This window comes from Streptomyces xingningensis, from assembly GCF_054957865.1.
Genome location: NZ_JBDJPF010000039.1, coordinates 44,171 through 63,226 on the forward strand (window position 1 = coordinate 44,171; position 19,056 = coordinate 63,226).

General features: G+C 71.6%; 18 protein-coding genes. 11 read left to right on the plus strand and 7 right to left on the minus strand.

Annotated elements, in window-relative coordinates; all coding sequences use genetic code 11:
* Window positions 1-75 precede the first annotated feature (75 nt).
* From ABCR83_RS20595 to ABCR83_RS20605, 3 genes are read right to left on the minus strand one after another with little or no spacing between them, the layout of a single operon-like run.
* Complete coding sequence (locus ABCR83_RS20595; RefSeq protein ID WP_462696565.1) at window positions 76-1,749, minus strand: hypothetical protein; 1,674 nt, start codon at window positions 1,747-1,749, stop codon at window positions 76-78.
* Between the two features lie 7 nt (window positions 1,750-1,756).
* Window positions 1,757-3,238: a hypothetical protein gene (locus ABCR83_RS20600; protein ID WP_462696566.1), complete on the minus strand. Its 1,482-nt coding sequence runs from the start codon at window positions 3,236-3,238 to the stop codon at window positions 1,757-1,759.
* Window positions 3,238-3,906, minus strand: a complete 669-nt coding sequence (locus ABCR83_RS20605) for a nucleoside/nucleotide kinase family protein (protein ID WP_462696567.1) — start codon at window positions 3,904-3,906, stop codon at window positions 3,238-3,240. Before ABCR83_RS20605 ends, ABCR83_RS20600 begins: the two co-directional genes overlap by 1 nt.
* 272 nt (window positions 3,907-4,178) lie before the next feature.
* On the opposite strand from ABCR83_RS20605, the gene ABCR83_RS20610 reads away from it, so the two are divergent.
* The 3 genes from ABCR83_RS20610 (at window position 4,179) to ABCR83_RS20620 (ending at window position 8,106) form a co-directional block, all read left to right on the plus strand.
* Complete coding sequence (locus ABCR83_RS20610) at window positions 4,179-5,567, plus strand: transcriptional regulator (protein WP_462696568.1); 1,389 nt, start codon at window positions 4,179-4,181, stop codon at window positions 5,565-5,567.
* A 903-nt stretch (window positions 5,568-6,470) separates the two neighbouring features.
* Window positions 6,471-6,950 (plus strand): hypothetical protein, encoded by a 480-nt coding sequence (locus ABCR83_RS20615; protein ID WP_462696569.1) that lies wholly within the window; start codon window positions 6,471-6,473, stop codon window positions 6,948-6,950.
* Window positions 6,951-7,002: 52 nt separating this feature from the next.
* Window positions 7,003-8,106 (plus strand): NAD(P)H-dependent flavin oxidoreductase, encoded by a 1,104-nt coding sequence (locus ABCR83_RS20620; protein WP_462696570.1) that lies wholly within the window; start codon window positions 7,003-7,005, stop codon window positions 8,104-8,106.
* Between the two features lie 40 nt (window positions 8,107-8,146).
* On the opposite strand, the gene paaK is transcribed toward ABCR83_RS20620, so the two are convergent.
* Window positions 8,147-9,454, minus strand: a complete 1,308-nt coding sequence (gene paaK, locus ABCR83_RS20625) for a phenylacetate--CoA ligase PaaK (RefSeq protein ID WP_462696571.1) — start codon at window positions 9,452-9,454, stop codon at window positions 8,147-8,149.
* Between the two features lie 110 nt (window positions 9,455-9,564).
* Between paaK and ABCR83_RS20630 the strand changes: the two genes are divergently transcribed.
* Complete coding sequence (locus ABCR83_RS20630; RefSeq protein WP_462696572.1) at window positions 9,565-10,257, plus strand: alpha/beta fold hydrolase; 693 nt, start codon at window positions 9,565-9,567, stop codon at window positions 10,255-10,257.
* Between the two features lie 160 nt (window positions 10,258-10,417).
* Here ABCR83_RS20630 and ABCR83_RS20635 read toward each other — a convergent pair whose 3' ends face one another.
* Both ABCR83_RS20635 and ABCR83_RS20640 read right to left on the minus strand, forming a co-directional pair.
* On the minus strand, window positions 10,418-11,008 hold the full coding sequence (locus ABCR83_RS20635) for an RICIN domain-containing protein (RefSeq protein WP_462696573.1): 591 nt from the start codon (window positions 11,006-11,008) through the stop codon (window positions 10,418-10,420).
* A 142-nt stretch (window positions 11,009-11,150) separates the two neighbouring features.
* On the minus strand, window positions 11,151-12,761 hold the full coding sequence (locus ABCR83_RS20640; RefSeq protein WP_462696574.1) for an acyl-CoA synthetase: 1,611 nt from the start codon (window positions 12,759-12,761) through the stop codon (window positions 11,151-11,153).
* Window positions 12,762-12,874: 113 nt separating this feature from the next.
* Between ABCR83_RS20640 and ABCR83_RS20645 the strand changes: the two genes are divergently transcribed.
* The 5 genes from ABCR83_RS20645 (at window position 12,875) to ABCR83_RS20665 (ending at window position 17,208) form a co-directional block, all read left to right on the plus strand.
* Window positions 12,875-13,672 carry a crotonase/enoyl-CoA hydratase family protein gene (locus ABCR83_RS20645; protein ID WP_462696575.1) on the plus strand — a complete coding sequence of 266 codons (798 nt, stop codon included), beginning with the start codon at window positions 12,875-12,877 and terminating at the stop codon, window positions 13,670-13,672.
* Between the two features lie 10 nt (window positions 13,673-13,682).
* Window positions 13,683-14,627: a Zn-ribbon domain-containing OB-fold protein gene (locus ABCR83_RS20650; protein ID WP_462696576.1), complete on the plus strand. Its 945-nt coding sequence runs from the start codon at window positions 13,683-13,685 to the stop codon at window positions 14,625-14,627.
* 8 nt (window positions 14,628-14,635) lie between these two features.
* Window positions 14,636-15,682, plus strand: coding sequence for a thiolase domain-containing protein (locus tag ABCR83_RS20655; RefSeq protein ID WP_462696585.1), 1,047 nt, complete (start codon window positions 14,636-14,638; stop codon window positions 15,680-15,682).
* Window positions 15,679-16,845 (plus strand): thiolase domain-containing protein, encoded by a 1,167-nt coding sequence (locus ABCR83_RS20660; protein ID WP_462696577.1) that lies wholly within the window; start codon window positions 15,679-15,681, stop codon window positions 16,843-16,845. The genes ABCR83_RS20655 and ABCR83_RS20660 overlap by 4 nt, the downstream gene beginning before the upstream one ends.
* A gap of 108 nt (window positions 16,846-16,953) precedes the next feature.
* Window positions 16,954-17,208, plus strand: coding sequence for a DUF397 domain-containing protein (locus ABCR83_RS20665; RefSeq protein WP_462696578.1), 255 nt, complete (start codon window positions 16,954-16,956; stop codon window positions 17,206-17,208).
* Between the two features lie 5 nt (window positions 17,209-17,213).
* Here the strand turns inward: ABCR83_RS20665 and ABCR83_RS20670 are convergent, their stop codons facing one another.
* Complete coding sequence (locus tag ABCR83_RS20670; protein WP_462696579.1) at window positions 17,214-17,936, minus strand: leucine-rich repeat domain-containing protein; 723 nt, start codon at window positions 17,934-17,936, stop codon at window positions 17,214-17,216.
* Between the two features lie 47 nt (window positions 17,937-17,983).
* On the opposite strand from ABCR83_RS20670, the gene ABCR83_RS20675 reads away from it, so the two are divergent.
* Together ABCR83_RS20675 and ABCR83_RS20680 are read left to right on the plus strand one after the other, a co-directional pair.
* Window positions 17,984-18,382 carry an ACT domain-containing protein gene (locus ABCR83_RS20675; RefSeq protein WP_462696580.1) on the plus strand — a complete coding sequence of 133 codons (399 nt, stop codon included), beginning with the start codon at window positions 17,984-17,986 and terminating at the stop codon, window positions 18,380-18,382.
* 85 nt (window positions 18,383-18,467) lie between these two features.
* Complete coding sequence (locus tag ABCR83_RS20680) at window positions 18,468-18,968, plus strand: hypothetical protein (RefSeq protein WP_462696581.1); 501 nt, start codon at window positions 18,468-18,470, stop codon at window positions 18,966-18,968.
* Window positions 18,969-19,056: the final 88 nt, after the last annotated feature.

A 19,056-nucleotide genomic window follows, 5' to 3' on the forward strand; every position in this document is an offset into this window, starting at 1 on the left:
CGCGGGGCGGCCGGTGCCGGGCGGGAACCGGGCAGGTTCCCGCCCATGAGCGCCGGCCGCCCCGCGGAGAAGAGGTCAGGCCGCGGCCAGGCCGGGCAGGGCAAAGTCCTTCCGCCCCTGCGCCAGGCCGACGTGCTCAACGGTTCCATCAGGCAGGGTGAGCGTGTGGCGACGCAGGCGGCAGCCGGTCGCGCGCATCACGGGGGAAAGGTGGCAGGGGTCGAGTTCCTCGACCAGCAGACTCGGCTCCGTCACAGCCGGGTTCTTCTTCCCCGTTACGGCGAGGGGCAGGTGCCCGGCCGGGACGAGGGGCAGCGGGGTGATGCGCCAGATGGGGCCGCGGACGGTGGAGAGGCTGACCTGTCCGAAGCCGCGTTCCTCGCGTGGGGTCATCGGCTCGCCGTTGGTGGCCGCGAGCCCGCGGAACAGGGTCTGGGCGCGGCCCTGGTTGACGATCTGTCCGGTGTCAATGGTGAAGCGGCGTGAGAAGAACGTGCGCGGCGGGTAGCCGGCGCGTTCCAGCGCCGCCGCGTAGGTGGCGACCTGTGGGTGGACGTGCCCGCGCAGGTGGGCGGTGGCCCGGCGGTCGATGCGTTCGAGGGCGTCGGCCTGGTCGGTGAGCGCGCCGAGGACCGCGTCGACGTCCGCGCCGGTGGCCGCCTGGTCTTCGTCGCGACGGCCGAGGCCGAGCCGGGCCTTGTGGACGAGCAGGGCGTTGAGGAACCAGCGTGTGGCGTCGGTGTATCCGGATGCCTTCCGCGTGCCGGTCTTGGGGTACAGGTGCAGGGCGGTGAAGGTGCCGTCGGGGTGGAAGTCGGGGTCAGCGGCGTAGTACGGGCCGTCGGCGTTGGTGAACCGGTGCAGTCGCACCCCCTTCGCCCGGTGCGGCACCGTCAGCTCCCCGGCGAGCGCCGCCCGCACTGCCACCGTGGTCGGCTCGGCGGCGTCCGCGGTGACGTGCAGATACGTGGCGCCAGGGCGGGAGAAGACCGGTCGCGTGTTCGCGTCCAGCCGCTCGATGACCGTCTCCGGCAACGGCACTTCACCGTCCTGCTGGTGGGCGATGAGCAGGTGCGGGCCGCAGTGCAGGACGTGCCGGCCGTCGATGACGGTGTCTGTCAGCTCCCCGGTGGCCAGGAGCGGGGCGAAGCGCAGCTCGCAGGCGGCGGTGGCGGCGCCGTGGCCGAGCCGGTCCAGCAGCGGCCGGTACGTGGCCAGCGCCGCGGCCAGGTCCTTGACGTACGCCTCCCTCGACATCCCCGGCCCCTGCTCGGTGAAGCCGAGAGTGTAGGGGGTGATGGAGAAGCGGATGCCGTCGAAGACCTCGCCGTGCTCGTCGACCAGGCGCCGGTGCATCGCGGTCAGCTGCGGCGAGCGGGAGGAGTAACCGACGGTTGAGATGCGCAGCTTCACGCCGAGGACGTCGCGGGCGAGCTGGGCGTAGGTGTCCAGGTGTGGGTAGGAGCCGATGTCGTTGTCCAGGTAGGGGAAGACCACGCCCGGCCGGTGGATGCGCCCGCCCGCGATGGTCAGCCCCCGTTCACGGGCGACCTCGGCCAGAGTGGTGAGGACCGTGACGAGCCCGATCCGGGTTAGCTGCCACACGTTGCGGCCGGCGGACTGGGAGCAGAAGGCGCACCGGTTGAAGCAGCCGATGGCCGGGGCGGCGTACTGGAGGCGGGTGAAGGCGTCGTCGGGCAGGGCGCGCAGTTGGTCGCGCAGCCCGGGGGTCACGGTGGTTGCGGGCACGGAGGGCTCACCTCGCTGTGGTGGGTTCGGTTGCGGGTTCGAGCTGGCGGCCGAGGGCGTCCAAGACGCTGCGGCCGAAGGACGACAGGGCGTGCGGTTCGGCGAACGGTGAGCCGCGTCCGGTGGTCAGGGCCTCGGCGGTGCCCAGTTCGGCGTCGGGCAGGCACACCACGCGCTCGTCGGGGAGGCTGGCCAGCAGCACCTCGCCGGTATCGGCGGCCGCGTCCGCCGGGTGCGCCCCGGGCCGGACCCAGGCCAGGCGCCCGTCGGTGATCCGGTAGATCCCGGGGCCGTGCAGCCCGGTCACCCGGACGGGGTTGGGACCGCGGTGGCGCAGCTTGAGGTAGTACGGGCCCGGCACGCTCCGCGTGGCCGTGGCGATCGTCGCCGCGTTGAACTCGTCCGCCGCAGGCAGCCAGTGGGCACGGCCGCCCAGCAGCACCGTCAGGTGCGCCACGACGAAGGGCGGCAGCCCGCGCAGCTGCTGGTTGACGCCGGAGACCTCGGTGGTGCCCTGGTTGCGCAGGTTGATCTCGTTGAACATCACGGCGCCGTCGGGGGTGAGGATCGCGTCCAGGCCGAACAGGCCGGCCACCCGGTGCTCACGCCAGAGGAACTCGCCGACCCGCACCGCGGCGTCGACCAGGTCGGTCGCTGCGCGGGCAGGCCAGGGCCGCGACCAGTCGTTGCCCGCGCTCTTGCCCGGCCCGATCCCCGCCTCCGCCACCCCGACCGCCTTGTGCGACGGGCGGTCGACGTAGACGGCGACTCCGCGACGGGTCGGGACGGTCAGCACGGTGGTGTTCGAGGACCAGCCGACCACGAACGCCGCCACCTTGTACGGGCCCGGCATCCGCGCGGCAACCTCCAAGTCGGCGCCGGTGGTGACGAAGGTGGTGCCGCGCCCACCGGAGTCGGCCCCGCACTGCACGACCAACTGCTCGGAGCCGACCATGCTCTGCAGTTCGCCGAGCACGGGCAGTGCCCCGTCGATGCGGACGGCGGGGATGCGCATGCGCTGCGGCACCCCGGCAGCTGTCAGTAGCGCGGTGAAAGCGGCCTTGTCCTCGACGACGGCCCGCAGCCGCCCGTCGACGGCCGCCACCGTGCCGCCCAGGCCCGCCCAGGTGCGGAGCCGGTCGGTGGCGTACCAGGCAGAGATCACCGGCCGCCGGGCGAGCCCGGCCAGCAGCGCACGAGCCGGGCCCTCGAGGGCATCCTCCCAGGACCGGCGCTCGTCCGGCCCCCGCACGCCGGTGCGCTCCTCGGCAGCGAGCATCGAGCACGGCGCCGCTGCCGTCCACGCCGGGTAGCAGCCGACCGCCACGGTGGGTCGCGCAGCCTCGACGGGGCCGGGTCCGGCGTAGGCGGTGCGCAGGGAGCCGCAGAACCGTTCGGCACTCACCAGCGGCCGGCCCGCCAGCGCCTCGCGCAACGCGCGGTCCGCAGCCGATATGACGCCTGCCTCGACCAGGACCTGAGCAGCCATCAGGCGGCCCTGCCCCACGCGGAGCGGACCAGGGTGCCCCGCAGGGGAGGCGGCGTCGCGTCGAGAGCGACCTGGACGATCTGGGCGGCCATCTCCTGGGGGGTGTGGCGGGAGGTGTCGAAGACCAGCAGGTTCCGGTGCCGTCGCCTCATGCCGTGCACCAACATGGCGGTGAACGTGGCGGCGAAGTCGGGGTCCTCGATGCCGCGGAGGTCCACCGCGTCCAGCTTCTCCCGTGCCATCAGGCGCTCGCGCCGCACTTCGAGCGGGGCGTGCAGGTAGACCGCGACGTCGAACTTCGCGAAGAGGTGGGGCCAGCGCAGGGCGAGGACGGCGGCCAGGTACGGGCCGCCGGCCATGCCGAAGGCCACGGTGCGGTCGACGTACCCGTCCTGGACGATGACGGCATCCGAGGGCTGGGGCGGGTCGTGCTTGACCAGGAGGGTGTCAAGTGCGTACCCGGCCAGCAGGTACGCGGTGGTGATGAAGCCGCTGTCCGGCTGCCTGACCAGCGGCAGCTTCTTCAGCAGGCGCCGGGCGGGGTGGTGCTCGGCGAGCAGGCCCCGATGCCGCACCGCACGGTGGCCGCGATGTTCGAACTCCTCGACGAGCGCTTCGGCCAGGGTGGTTTTACCGCTCCCGTCCAAGCCGCTGACGCTGATACGCATGGGCGTCCCCTTCCTTGGTGGTGGTCCTGCGGCGCCGGACGCCCCGGCAGGGGCGCCGGCCGGTCGCTCATGAGCAGACACCCGGGGCCTGTGGCGCTTCGAGCCGTTGACCGGCGTGGTTACGGGCGGATACCGCAGGCCGGGCCATGTGGCGTTCTGTGGCGTGTTGTGGCGAAGCGCGCGCAGCTCTCGGGCAGTTGGCAGCCCGGCAGTAGGCTGGCTGGTGCGCCACCGTCCATCGATCGCTGCACCCTTGACCGAAGGGGGCCCTGGTGACGGGACCGGCACGCCGACGCAACGTCGCCCTCGCCTACTGGGTGGACGTTGCTGACGTCACCTACGAGGAACTCGCCGAGGAAGTCACCACGACAGCGAGCACCCACGGGTTGCACAACATCCAGCCGGACCGGTCCCGCGTCGGAAAGTGGATCAAGTACAGCGAGCAGCCGCGCAGGCCGCTGCCCGCCCTGATCGCCGAGACCCTGACCCGCTTGTGCCACCGGCCCCGGCCCCTGACCCCCGCCGACCTCGGACTGCACAGTCCTCCGGGGACGGGGCCCACCGGATCGTGGAAGGCGGAAGCCGTTGTTGCAGCCATCATCGACACCGCACGGAGCGACGCAGTGACCGACGAGACCGGCCCCTCCACCGCCCGCATGCTGACCGGCTCCGAGCTGATCAGCGCCGTCCAGCCCTGGCTGCACCTCCCCGACGAACCGCTCCCCAGCCCCATCCGGCCCGGCCGCCTGGGCATGAACGACGTCCAGAACATCATGGCCACCACCGATGCCTTCCGCGGACTCGACAGCGCCCACGGCGGCGGACTCTCCCGCCGCGCCGTCGTCGGCCAGCTCCACGACGTCACCCTCCTGGCCACCCACGGCCGCACCAGCGACAACGTCGGACGCGCCCTGTTCGTCGCCATCGCGGACCTCGCCTCCGTCGCCGGCTGGATGAACCACGACGTCGGCCGCCACAGCGAAGCACAGCACTACTTCCTCCTCGGCCTGCAGGCCGCCAAGCAAGCAGGCCGGGACGGCGCCGGGATCGCCGGACACCTGCTCAACTGCCTCTCCCGCCAGGCCAACCACCTCGGCCGCGCCGAAGACGCCCTCGACCTGGTCCAGGCCGCCCAGTACGGCACCCGCAAACTCCCGCCCGGACAGCTGCGGGCCTTCCTGTCCACCCTCGAAGCCCGCTGCCACGCCGTGCTCGGGCACCTCCCCGAAGCCGAGCGCGCCCTGGGCACCGCCGACGACGCACTCGCCGCCGAGCACGACGAGCCGGTCCCCAGCTGGGCCGCATGGTTCGACGACGCCGAGTACCGCGTCACCGCCGGCGTCTGCGAGTCCATCGCCGCGACCCACGACCCCCGCCGCGCGCTCCGGGCCATCGAGCTGATCACCAGGGGGACGGCGCAGCGTCCGGCCGAGCGGGTTCGCTCCCGCGCCTTCGACCACATCGCGCTCGCCCGCGCCCAGATCCAGGCGGGCCAGCTCGAAGCAGTCGACCACACCACCGCCACGGCGCTCGACCTGCTCGGGCGGGTGACCTCGACGCGAGTCACCGACCGGCTCCGCGAGCTCGACACCGAACTCGCGGCGTTGTCCGCCACGGCCGCGGCGGAAACCCGCGACCGCATCCGGGACGCGCTCACATGACCACATCGTCCACTCCCCGGGCCTTCTCAGTGTGGTGTGCCGGGTGACCGGTGACGGCGAAAGGCGCTGATCAGACGGGGCGCCGGGCAGGCCGGGGCCATGAGCTCTGGCCTGCCCGGCACTGTTGTGGCGGTGTTCGGTTCAGGGCTCCGCGGGCGCGGTATCGAGCGCAATGACCGGCGCGGGGGACTCGGCGGGGACGAACCGGACAGGTCGCCGACCTGCTGGTGGAGCACGGCCGCCGGGCCCGCGAGCCCGAGAACGAGCAGCGCCAGGGCAGCCCGTAGCGGGTGGTCAGTGATCCCGTCGTTCATCCGGTCACCCCGGCGTACTGGTGCTCGGCCGCCTTCGGGACGTCGCCCGCCTGGCCAAGTGCGGGAAGTCCTCCGTCGACGATCTGGAGTCCGGCCGCGGTCAGCCGTCACCGCCGATGGCCACCGCGCTGACGGAGGCGAGCGTCGAGGAATGGGAGTACACCGCCGACAGGCACGGCCGCGCCACCCGCTACCGGTCCGAGGAGGGGCTGCTGCACGACCTCGCCGCGCCGCAGCGCCACCTCCGCCGCCGGCACCCCGCCCCCGTGCGCCGACGCTTGCAGATCGTGGCTGCACGCCTCACCGGGCTTATCGCGCTCACCATGCTTGAGCGTCGGCCGTGGGCACGGGTGGTGCCCTCGACGACCGGACGAGCGTGCCGGCGCCGCCGACCTGGTCCCCCGGACCAGCGGGGCGGCCGGGACCCGGCGAATTCCCAGCCCGGTCAAACGTCGATTTCGCCGAGTCGGGGGTGTTCATCGTCACCGGCCGCGAGGCCGTTGTTCCCGGGCGTCCCTCCGGCAGCCCCGTTAGCATCCCGAGGGGCCTGATCGGGCCGCTCGGGATGACCAGGCAAGGGGAGTGACTGATGAGAATCTCACCGCGCAGGACGGCCACCGGACTTGGCGGGGTGGCGCTGACCGCCGCACTGATGGGCGCCATGGCGGCCCCGGCCTCCGCCGACGACCTGTACCAGGACGCCAAGGTGGTCTGCGCGGGCGGCGCCGCCCAGGTGTGCGCCCATGTCCAGTACACCAACGACCCGAAGACCCCGCAGGTGCGTGCGGTGGGCACCGCCGCCGGCAACCAGCGGGTGACCATCGTGAAGGTGACGCTGGTGGAGCGCATCGCCTACTGGCCGCTGGGCCATGGCACCACCAAGCAGATCGCCGAGACCAGCCAGGTGACCGACTCCGGTGGCCAGTTGAGCGCCATCACCGCCCATGCGGACAAGGAGTTCGGCTTCTACAAGGTGGCCGTCTACTACGACACCAACGTCGACTACCGGATAGGCGACGGCGCCGTCTCGACGGTCACCGCGACCGACAACCCGGTCCTGGACAGTTAAGGCTGACCCGCGGCCCTTCCTTCGGCCGGTCCGTTGGGCCATCCTGCCGCCCATGCGGACAGAGCTGAGCGAGCAACTGGGCATCGAACACGCCGTCTTCGGGTTCACGCCGTTCCCCGCCGTGGCCGCCGCCATCTGCCGGGCCGGGGGGTTCGGCGTGCTCGGGGCGGTGCGCTATCGCGAGCCCGGGGAGCTCGCGCGAGACCTGGACTGGATGCAGGAGCACACCGACGGCAGGCCGTACGGGGTGGATGTGGTCATGCCCGCCCGGCGGGCCGAGGGGGTGACCGAGGCCGAGGTCGAGGCGATGATCCCGGAGGGGCACCGCCGGTTTGTGCGCGAGATGCTGGCCCGGCACGGCGTTCCCGAGCTGGCCGAGGGGGAGGAGTCCTCCTGGCGCATCACCGGCTGGATGGAGGAGGTCGCCCGCTCGCAGCTCGATGTCGCCTTCGACTATCCGGTCACGTTACTGGCCAACGCGCTGGGTTCGCCGCCGGCCGATGTCATCCGGCGCGCCCATGAGCGGGGCGTCCTGGTCGCCGCGCTCGCGGGCAGCTCCCGGCACGCCCTGCGGCACCGGGACGCCGGGTGCGACATCGTCGTCGCCCAGGGCTATGAGGCGGGCGGCCACACCGGGGAGATCGCCACCATGGTGCTGACTCCCGAGGTGGTACGGGCCGTTGCCCCACTGCCCGTGCTGGCCGCCGGGGGCATCGGCAGCGGGGAACAGATCGCCGCCGGCTTCGCCCTCGGCGCGCAGGGCGTGTGGCTGGGGTCGGTCTGGCTCACCGTGGAGGAGGCCGGGCTGCGCTCCACCGCGCTGACCGCCAAGCTGCTCGCCGCAGGTTCCGGGGACACCGTGCGCTCCCGTTCCCTGACCGGGAAGCCCGCCCGCCAGTTGCGGACCGCCTGGACCGATGCCTGGGACGATCCGGCGGGCCCCGGGGCCCTGCCCATGCCGCTCCAGGGACTGTTGGTGGCCGAGGCGCTGACCCGCATCCGGAAGTACGAGGTGGTGCCGCTGCTCGGTACGCCGGTCGGCCAGATCGTGGGGCGGATGGACACGGTGCGCGGGGTGCGGGCCGTATTCGACGAGCTGACGGCGGGGTTCGAGCGGGCCGTCGACCGTATCGGCCGTATCGCCGGGCGGAGTTGACCCGGAACGTTGCAGGGATGCCGACACGGAGCCGGGAACTTCACCGCCCGACGCGCGGTCCGCGTTCGTCCACGATCCGCTTGAGCTTGCCCAGGGAACGTTCCAGCGTCTCCGGGGCCACGATCTCGACTCCCACCGACACCCCGATCCCGTCCTTCACCCGCCGGGCGATCTCCCCGACGGCCGCCGTGCGTTGCTCCGGTGTCGCCTCCGGGCGGGCCTCGGCGCGTACGGTCAGCCGGTCCATCCGTCCTTCTCGGGTGAGGCGCAGCTGGAAGTGCGGGGCGATGCCGGGCACCCGCAGGACGATCTCCTCGAACTGGGCGGGGAACACATTGACCCCGCGCAGGATGACCAGGTCGTCGCTGCGGCCGGTGATCCGTTCCATCCGGCGGAAGGCGCAGGCGGTGCCGGGCAGCAGCCGGGTGAGATCACGGGTGCGGTAACGGATCACCGGCATGGCCTCCTTGGTGAGCGAGGTGAGAACCAGCTCGCCGGGGGAGCCGTCGGGCAGCGCCTCGCCCGTGACCGGGTCGACGATCTCCGGGTAGAAGTGGTCCTCGAAGAGGTGCGGCCCGTCCTTGGTCCGGGCGTACTCCTGCGCAACGCCGGGGCCCATCACCTCCGAGAGGCCGTAGATGTCGACCGCGTCTAGGGCGAAGCGCTCCTCGATCTCGCGGCGCATCGCCTCGGTCCAGGGTTCGGCCCCGAGGATGCCGGCCCGCAGCGAGGTGGAGCGCGGGTCGATGCCCTGGCGCTCGAATTCGTCCAGCAGGGTGAGCAGGTAGGACGGCGTGACCATGATGATGTCCGGACGGAAGTCCTGGATGATCCGCACCTGGCGCGCGGTCATTCCACCGGAGGCGGGGATCACCGTACAGCCGAGCCGCTCGGCGCCGTAGTGGGCGCCGAGACCCCCGGTGAACAGGCCGTAGCCGTAGGCCACATGGACCTTGTCGCCGGGCCGCCCGCCCGCCGCGCGGATCGCGCGGGCCACCAGATCGGCCCAGGTGTCGAGGTCGCGCTGGGTGTAGCCGACGACGGTCGGCTCGCCCGTGGTGCCGCTGGAGGCATGGATGCGGCGTACGCGCTCCTCGGGCACGGCGAACATGCCGAAGGGGTAGTGGGTGCGGAGGTCCGCCTTGGTGGTGAAGGGAAAGCGGGCGAGATCGGCGAGCTCCCGGCAGTCCTCGGGGCGCAGCCCCGCCGCGTCGAACGACCGCCGGTAGAAGGGCACGTGATCGTAGGCCTGCCGCAAGGTGGTGCGCAGTCGCGCCAGTTGCAGCGCCGTCAGCTCCTCGCGGGACAGGAGCTCCGCCGCGTCCGCCGGGACGTGGGAGTCCGCCATGATGTACCACCGCCCTGAGTGCCGACCGATCATTCGGTGGATCTGCTGAGAGCAAACAATCAGCAGCGAGTGTGGACGTCAAGGGGTGAGCCATGGCTACCCTCGGCCGTATGGGCGATCTTGAGCGGGTGGAGACCAATGGAGTGCGGCTGGCCTACCGGGCATGGGGGCCGCAAGGCGCCCCGCCGATGGTGCTGTTGCACTGCCTTGGCTCGGACGGCGGGGACTGGAGCGAGGTGGCCGAAGGACTGGCCGCCGGCCGGCGGATCTTCGCGCCGGATCTGCGCGGGCACGGCGAGAGCGACTGGCCGGGGGACTACGGCCTGCCGCACATGCGGGACGATGTGATCGGCCTTCTCGGTGCGCTGGGCCTGGACCGGGTGGTGCTGATAGGGCACTCCCTCGGGGGAGCGGTGGCCCAACTGGTCGCCCAGGAGCGGCCGGGGGCGGTCGAGAGGCTGGTGCTCGAGGAGGCCGCGCCGCTGGTGCCCGCCGATCCGCCGCTCGTCGTTCCGGAGCGGCCCGAGGGGATGCTCGGCTTTGACTGGGACGTCAAGGTGCAGATCACCAGGCAGCGCAATGCGCCGGATCCCCGGTGGTGGGAGGGGCTGACGGCCATCACCGCGCCGACACTGCTGATCGCCGGCGGCGGGGACAGCCAGCTGCCCCAGGAGCTGTTCGCCGCCGCGGCCGAGCGGCTGCCGGACGGCCGTCTGGTCACCATCGAGGGGGCGGGGCATCTGGTGCACGAGGCGTGCCCGGGGGAGTTCCGGGCCGTTGTCGAGGAGTTTCTGCGGCCTTAATGGACACCAGGCGTGGTGGTACGCCGAATCGGTTCCGCGCCCTTGCCCGATGCGCCGCCCTTCCTGGAGCTGCTGCACCGGGCCCACCAGGCCGAACCGCTCGCCGCGCCATGCAGCCGGACCGCCAACTGACCGGTAGGCAGGGCTATTTGGCGCAGGCTCAGGTGCCGTCGGGGAGGGACCATACCTGAGTGTCGTGGAACACGTTCCCCCACTGTTGGGCTCGCGCACCATTTGCATGGCTCCCATTGGAAATCTCAAGCACCTTGCCGCTGTTCAGGTTTGTGAGGATGCGCCCCTTGCCCGCCCATGACCAGGAATCCCACCGCTGGGTGTAGACACCCGCGCAGGTCCACTGCTGGGCCGGAGCGCCGTTATCATTGCGAGAGTCCGCGATTTCCAGGCATTTCCCGCTCGCGTAATTTTTGATGTACTGGCCATCGAGGATCCAAAAAGAACCTGGCTGGCCGTTGCAGTCCCACTGTTGAGCTCTCGCACCGTTGCTCTGGCTGGAGCCTTCGATCTCCAGGCACTTACCGCTCTCCCGGTTGATCAGCATCACTGGACCATCCTTGAGCCTCGGCGCAGCCTGACCTGTGCCCGGCGCCGCCAGAACCGCAGCGGCTGCGGCCGGCGCAAGGGCCAGGGCGGTAAGTCTCGACATTCTCTTCATTGCCGATGTCCTCTCGGATTCCAGGGTCAACGCATCGATGACGCCGGACAGTTCATCAGGAGCCCGAGAGAAGGTCAATGTTTTCTTTCTTGCTTACGGAAGTGACGGAGAGACCTGACATATTCAGCCTGAATTAGGCTCGCCTATGAGGGGTTTCAGGTAAAGGCATGACCGAAGTCTCTTGGGTGTGGCCGGAGTTTGACCCGGTCGAAAGAATAGCTCAGGGGTTGTCCGATGGCCGGTGCTCGTGGGTGAGTGCCACCGAGCGTGCCCATCGGTAGTCCGCCTTCCCGCTCGGTGAACGCCGGATCCGTTCGACGAGGAGCATGCCGCGCGGCAGCTTGTAGCCCGCGAGCCGGGTGCGGCAGTGCGTCTGGAGGCCGTCCAGGGTCGGTGGGTCCATGCCTTCCCGGGGCTGGACGATCGCCAGGACGCGCTGCCCCCACCGCTCGTCCGGGACGCCCGTCACCAGTGCGTCGTACACCGCGGGATGGGCCTTGAGCACCTGCTCGACCTCTTCGGGGAACACCTTCTCGCCACCGGTGTTGATGCACTGCGAGCCGCGCCCCAGCACGGTGACCACGCCCTGTGCGTCCACCGTCGCCAGGTCGCCGAGCATGACCCAGCGCTCGCCCCGCTCCTGGAAGAAGGTCTCGGCGGTCTTCTTGGGGTCGTTGTAGTAGCCGAGCGGCACATGGCCGCGCTGGGCGATCCGGCCCGTCGCTCCGGGCTCCACCGGGCGGTGCGTCAGCGGATCGACCACGGCCGTACGCTCGTTGACCCTGATGCGCAGCCCCCGGCGGGAGTCCGCGTCGGCGGTGCCGTTGAAACCGGACTCGGAGGAACCGAAGTTGTTCACCAGCGTCACCCGCGGCAGCAGCTCGGTGAACTGGGCGCGTACGGCCTCCGAGAGGATGGCCCCCGAGCTGCTGACGCTCAGCAGCGAGGAGCAGTCGGTGCCCCGCATCGGTCCGGCCAGTGCCTCCGCCAGCGGGCGCAGCATGGCGTCGCCGACCAGTGAGAGGTTGGTGACCCTCTCCTGCTCGATGGTGCGCAGCACCTCCCGGGGCGCATAGCCGCGGTGGACCACGACCTTCTGCCCGAAGTTGAAGGCGATCAGCGCGGTGAACGTCGAAGTGCCGTGCATCAGCGGTGCGGTGGGGAAGAAGACCAGGCCGTCGCCGCCCGCCGCGACGCGTTCGGCCAGTTCCCGGGGGTGTTGCACCGGTATGCCGCGGGGTGCGCCGCCGCCGAGCGCGGAGTGGAAGAGATCCTCCTGCCGCCACACCACGCCCTTGGGCATTCCGGTGGTGCCACCGGTGTAGACGATGAACCGGTCGTCACCGGAACGCGGGCCGAAGTCGCGGCCGGCCGGGCCGGATTCCGCGTCCGCGAAGGAGACGGCGGCCGTCGGGGGGCCGCCGGGTGAGCCGCCGACCCGGATCAGATGGCGCAGCTTCTCCGCGGTGGGCAGGGCCGCGGCGACCCGGTCGCCGAACTCGGCGTCGAAGACCAGGGCCACCAGGTCGGCATCCCGGTAGAGATACGCCAACTCCTCTTCTACATAGCGGTAGTTGACATTGACCGGGACGGCCCGGATCTTCAGGCAGGCCCAGAGGGTCTGAAGGTACTCGACCCCGTTGTAGAGGTGGAGGCCGATGTGTTCCCCCGGTTCCACTCCGCTGTCGCGCAGATGGCGGGCCAGCCGGCCGGCGGCGGCGTCCAGTTCTGCGTAGGTCAGCCGGCGGCGGGTCTCGGGGTGGACCAGCGCCTCCCGGCCGGGCACTGCGTCGACGACGGACTCGAAGAGGTCGGCGAAGTTGAAGTCCATGGAAACTCAGTAGAGCGCCGGGGCGGGGGAGGGGGAAGGGCGGCGGACCAGAAATCTGACGGGAAGTCAGAAAACTATTGAACCTGGCCCGCCCCTCCTGCACCCTGTTCCGCGTGACCGGACATCTCACCGTGGAACGCCTCGGCGCGACCCTCGTCCTCACCCTCAACCGCCCGGAGGCGAGGAACGCCCTCTCCCTGCCCATGCTCGCCGCGCTCCAGGACGGCTGGCTGGCCGCCGACGCGGACGACGCCGTCCGCTCGATCGTCATCACCGGCGCGGGCGGCGCCTTCTGCTCCGGCATGGACCTCAAGGCCCTCGCCGGGCAACGGCCCGGGCACGACGACCCGGTGCGGGCGCGGTTCAAGGCCGACCCCGAACTGCACTGGAAGGCCATGCTCCGCAACCACCGGCCGCGCAAGCCCGTGATCGCCGCCGTGGAAGGCCCCTGCGTCGCGGGCGGCACCGAACTCCTCCAGGGCACCGACATCCGCATCGCCGGACACGGCGCCACCTTCGGCCTCTTCGAGGTGCGGCGCGGACTCTTCCCGCTGGGCGGCTCCACCGTCCGCCTGGCCCGCCAGATCCCCCGCACCCACGCCCTGGAGATGCTGCTCACCGGCCGCCCGTACACCGCCGCCGAAGCCGAACGCATCGGACTGATCGGCCATGTGGTGCCCGACGGCACGGCCCTGGCCAAGGCCCTGGAGACCGCCGAGCTGATCAACGCCAATGCCCCGTTGGCCGTCGAGGCCGTCAAGGCCTGCGTCCACGACACCGCCGGCCTGCCCGAGGCCGAAGGGCTGCGGCGCGAACTCGAGTACGGGTGGCCCGTCTTCGACACCGAGGACGCCCGCGAAGGGACCCGCGCCTTCGCCGAGAAGCGCCCCGCCGTCTACCGGCGGGCTTAGGAGGTGTCCGGTGGAGATCCTCACCGCCCCCCTGGTCGTCGAATTCCCCTTCACCCGCTCCCTGGGCCCCGTCCAGAGCGCCTTCCTCACCGGACTGCGCCGACGCACCATCCTCGGGGTGCGCACCGGCGACGGCCGGGTGCTCGTACCGCCCGTCGAGTACGACCCGGCCACCGCTGCCGAACTCCGCGACCTGGTCCAGGTCGCCACCACCGGCCGCGTCACCACCTGGGCCTGGAACCCCGCCCCGCGCCCCGGCCAGCCGCTGCGCACCCCCTTCGCCTGGGTGCTCGTCCGGCTCGACGGCGCCGACACCGCGCTGCTGCACGCGCTGGACGCCCCCGCCCCGGATGCGGTACGGACCGGCATGCGGGTGCGCGCCCGCTGGGCCGCGCACCGTACCGGCGCCATCACGGACCTCGCCTGCTTCGAACCCGGTGAGGGCAATACCGAGGCGGCTCAAGTCGAGCCGCTGGAGGGTGAGTTCACCGAGCCCGTCACCCTGATCACCACCCCGGCCCGCCTCGACTACACCTACAGCCCCGGCCGCGCCCAGACCCGCCACCTCGAGGCACTCGCCCGGCACCGCATCCTCGGCGAACGCTGCCCGTCCTGCCACAAGGTCTCCGTACCGCCCCGGGGCGCCTGCCCCACCTGCGGCATCGCCGCCACCGAGCAGGTGGAGGTCGGCCCCCGGGGCACCGTCACCACCTTCTGCGTCGTCAATATCAAGGGCCGCGACCAGAACATCCAAGTGCCCTATGTCTACGCCCATATCGCCCTGGACGGCGCCGACCTCGCCCTGCACGGCCGCATCGCCGGCCTGCCCTGCGACCAGGTGCGGATGGGGCTGCGAGTGGAGCCCGTCTGGACCGAGAACGGCCGACACCCCGACCACTACCGGCCCACCGGAGAGCCCGACGCCGACTACGACACCTACAAGGGGCTCCTATGACCATGGACATCCCCGAGGTGGCGATCGTGGCCTTCGCCCAGAGCGACCACCGGCGCAGCACGGCCGAGGTGTCGGAGGCCGAGCTGCTGCTGCCCGTCCTGCACCAGGTACTCGACCGGGCCGGACTGGCCCCGGGCGAAGCCGATTTCACCTGCTCGGGATCCAGCGACTACCTCGCCGGCCGCCCCTTCTCCTTCACCCTGGCACTCGACTCGGTCGGCGCCTGGCCGCCCATCGCCGAATCCCATGTGGAGATGGACGGCGCCTGGGCACTGTACGAGGCCTGGGTGAAACTGCTCACCGGCGAGGCCGGAACCGCGCTGGTCTACGCCCATGGCAAGTCCTCGGCAGGCGAGTTGCGCGATGTCCTCACCCGGCAGCTCGACCCCTACTACCTCGCCCCGCTCCGGCCCGACCCGGTCGCCCTCGCCGCCCTCCAGGCCCAGGCGCTCATCGACGCGGGCGAGACCGACGAGCGGACCCTCGCCGGGATCGCCGACCGCAACCGGACGGCCGCCGCGACCAACCCGCACGCCCAACTGCGCGGCCCGGTACCGGCCGGCGACCACCTGGTACGGCCGCTGCGCACCGGCGACTGCCCACCGGTCGGCGACGGCGCCGCCGCCGTGGTGCTGGCCGCCGGGGACACCGCACGCCGGATGTGCCCGCGGCCGGCCTGGATCCGGGGCATCGATCACCGCATCGAGCCGCACGGCCTGGGCGTACGCGACCTCACCGACTCGCCCTCCACCCGGCTCGCCGCCGAGCACGCCGGAGCGTTCGACGCACCCGTCGAAGTCGCCGAACTGCACGCCCCGTTCACCGCCCAGGAGGTCATCCTGCGCAAGGCGCTGCACCTGGGCGAGGAGGTGCTGGTCAACCCGTCGGGCGGGGCGCTCGCCGCGAACCCCGTGATGGCCACGGGGCTCATCCGGCTGGGCGAGGCGGCCGCCCGCATCCACCGCGGCGAGGCCAACAGGGCACTGGCGCACGCCACTTCGGGGCCCTGTCTGCAGCAGAACCTGGTGGCGGTGCTGGAGGGAGAGCACCCATGAGCAAGGAACCCGTGGCCGTGGTCGGCATCGGACAGACCCACCACGCCGCCGCCCGCCGCGATGTGTCCATCCCCGGACTGGTCCGCGAGGCCGCCCTGCGGGCCCTGGCGGACGCCGGGTTGGCCTGGTCCGACATCGAGGCCGTGGTCATCGGCAAGGCGCCCGACTTCTTCGAGGGCGTGATGATGCCCGAGCTTTTCCTCGCCGATGCGCTCGGCGCGGTCGGCAAGCCCCTGCTGCGCGTGCACACGGCAGGCTCGGTGGGCGGCTCCACCGCCCTGGTCGCCGCGAGCCTCATCGCGGCCCGCCGCCATCGCACCGTACTGACCCTCGCGTTCGAGAAGCAATCCGAGTCCAACGCCATGTGGGGGCTGTCGCTGCCGGTCCCCTTCCAGCCGCCGCTGCTCGCCGGCGCGGGCGGCTTCTTCGCCCCGCACATCCGGGCCTACATCCGGCGCACCGGCGCCCCCGCCACCGTGGGACCCCTCGTCGCCCACAAGGACCGGCGCAACGCCCTGAAGAACCCCTACGCCCACCTCCATGAGCACGACCTCACCCTGGAACGGGTGTGTTCCTCGCCCATGCTCTGGGATCCGGTCCGCTACGCCGAGACCTGCCCCTCCTCCGACGGAGCCTGTGCGATGGTGCTCACCGACCGCGCGGGGGCGGCCCGTTCGCCCCGGCCGCCCGCCTGGGTGCACGGTGGCGCGATGCGCAGCGAGCCGACGCTCTTCGCGGGCAAGGACTGTGTCTCGCCACGGGCGGGCCGGGACTGCGCGGCGGAGGTCTACCGGCAGGCCCGCATCACCGATCCGCGCCGGGAGATCGACGTGCTGGAGATCTATGTCCCGTTCAGCTGGTACGAGCCGATGTGGCTGGAGAACCTGGGCTTCGCCGCCGAGGGGGAGGGCTGGAAGCTCACCGAGTCAGGGGTGACCGCGCTCGACGGCGAGCTGCCCGTCAATCCCTCGGGCGGGGTGCTGTCCACCAACCCCATCGGCGCCTCCGGCATGCTCCGCTTTGCCGAGGCGGCACTTCAGGTGCGCGGTGCGGCGGGGGAACACCAGGTCGCGGACGCCCGGCTGGCGCTCGGTCATGCCTATGGCGGCGGTGCCCAGTTCTTTTCCATGTGGCTGGTGGGGGCCGAACCACCCGCCTGCTGACGGGTGGTGCCGGTGGCCTGTCCGCCGTCGGCGCTGCTCGCTAGGGTGTGTCCGGTGGGCCCGGGCCGGCCCACCGGACACACCTCAGGGTGGGGCGGGAGTGGTGACATGGGGGGAGCGGCGGACGTGGTGGAGAGCGGCACCGGTCGGTTGGCGGGCCATGCGAAGCCGGACCTCGACCTCGCCAACGCCACCTGGCAGTCGGGCGTCCAGGGGGCGGGTGGCGTCCAAGTCGGCTTTATCGAGGGCTATATCGCCATGCGCGACCGGCGCACACCGGGTGCCCCGGCGCTGATCTTCACCCCCGAGGAGTGGCGGGCCTTTGTAGTGGGCGCCCAGGACGGCGAGTTCGGCCCCGTCTAGGGTCCTCAGACCAGGACGGCGCAGCCGCGTTCGGCGAGCGCCGCGAGCATCCCGGGCGAGGGGTCGAGCGGGTTCCACCGCAGATCCAGCTTCTCCAGCACAGGCAGTTCGGCGAGCCAGTGCGGGAGTCCGGCCAGCCGATTGGCCCGCAGGTCGAGTTGGCGCAGCAGTGGCAGCCCGCGCAGCGCGGACGGCACGCTGGTGAGGGCGTTCTCGCGCAGCTCCAGGATCCGCAGCTCGCGCAGGTGCGCAAGGGAGTCGGGCAGGGTGGTCAGGGCGTTGCCGCGCAGCCATAGTTCTCGCAGCGCCGAGAGCCGGCCGAGGGATCGCGGCAGCCGCTCCAGCCCGTTGTGCCGGGCGCGCAGTTCCAGCAGGGCACTCATGTCCCCGATGGCGTCGGGGAGTTCGCGCAGCCGGTTCTCGCCGATGTTGAGGTAGCGCAGCCGGGTCAGCCGTCCCAGTGCGGCGGGCAGTTCGGTGAGCGCGTTGTCGTGCAGATACAGACACCGGTTCAGGCCGGTGAGTTCACCGAGCGCGTCCGGCAGTGCGGTCAGGGCGTTGTGCCCCATGTCGAGGGTGTGCAGTGCGGTCAATGTACCGATCTCCGGCGGCAGTTCACCGAGGTCGTTGTCGGCCAGGATCAGCACCCGCAGGCCGTCCGTCCGCCAGACGGTCTCGGGTATGCGGCCCAGCCGGTGCTTCCAGTAGTCGAGCGTGACGGTGGTCATGGTCGACGGTAACAGTGGATTTGTCCGGGGTGGCTAGGGTGTCGGGTATGGCAGGAGAACGCGATCTGATGAAACTGCTCGGCGGCATGCGCCCCCGTCTCGCCCCTGGCCGCTATGTCTACACCCGTGTCGACGGTGCGGCCCCCGAGGGGGTCACCCCGGTGGTGACGGTCGCCGAGGAGGAGGGACTCACCCTCGTCGTACCGCAGCAAGAGGCCGACGCCGCCGGTCTGGCGTATGACTACGTGGCCGGGTGGATCACCCTGCGTGTGCACTCCGCGCTGGAGGCCGTCGGCCTGACCGCGGCCGTGGCCCAGGCGCTGGCCGAGGCGGGGCTGAGCTGCAATGTCGTCGCGGGCTTCCACCACGACCACCTCTTCGTCCCCTATGAGCGCGCGGTGGAGGCCGTGGAGCTGCTGGAAAGACTGGCCGCCCGGCCGGGGTGACTCCGCTCGCCGCCGCCGTGGAACGCCGGTCCGGCACGGGTTCCCCTGGGGGCACGGGGTGGTGCCGGGCACGTACGATGTGGGCATGTCCTTCCTCCGTCGCCGCAGCCCCGCCACCCCCACCGGGCCGGACTTCGACGTCCTGGCCATGGACCCCGGGGACTGGCCGGGCGACCTCGGGGCCGGGCTGCTGCCCGCGCCCGATGGCAGCTGCCAGGGCGTCTTCCTCCGCTACGACCTGTTCGGCGGGCGCGGCCCGGCGATGATCATCGGCAATCTGCCCGAGGGCTCGCCCGCGCGCGAGCTGGCCGAGGGACAGGTGCCGTTCGAGGTGGCACAGCTCCTCGCCGCGCTGGGCAACGAAGAGCCGGTGGAGGTGCTGGAGACCGAGGACATGCCGGTGATGCACGAGGACAACCTCCTTATCGTGCGGCGCCTGAAGTGCTCCGAGAGCCGCATCTCCTGCACCCAGTTCGACCGCAGCGACGGCGTCCTGGTCACCATCGCGAGCTGGGACCGTCCGATCACCGACGACCTCTACCAGCTGCTCAAGCCGCTGCCCGCCGAGATGTTCCAGGCGGGCTGAGCCACCGGCGCCCCGGGGCCCGGCACGGACACCGGACCCTGTTGGTTAATCCGGGCCTTGCTGTTTCGCCCCGTCGATCTTCTGGTCG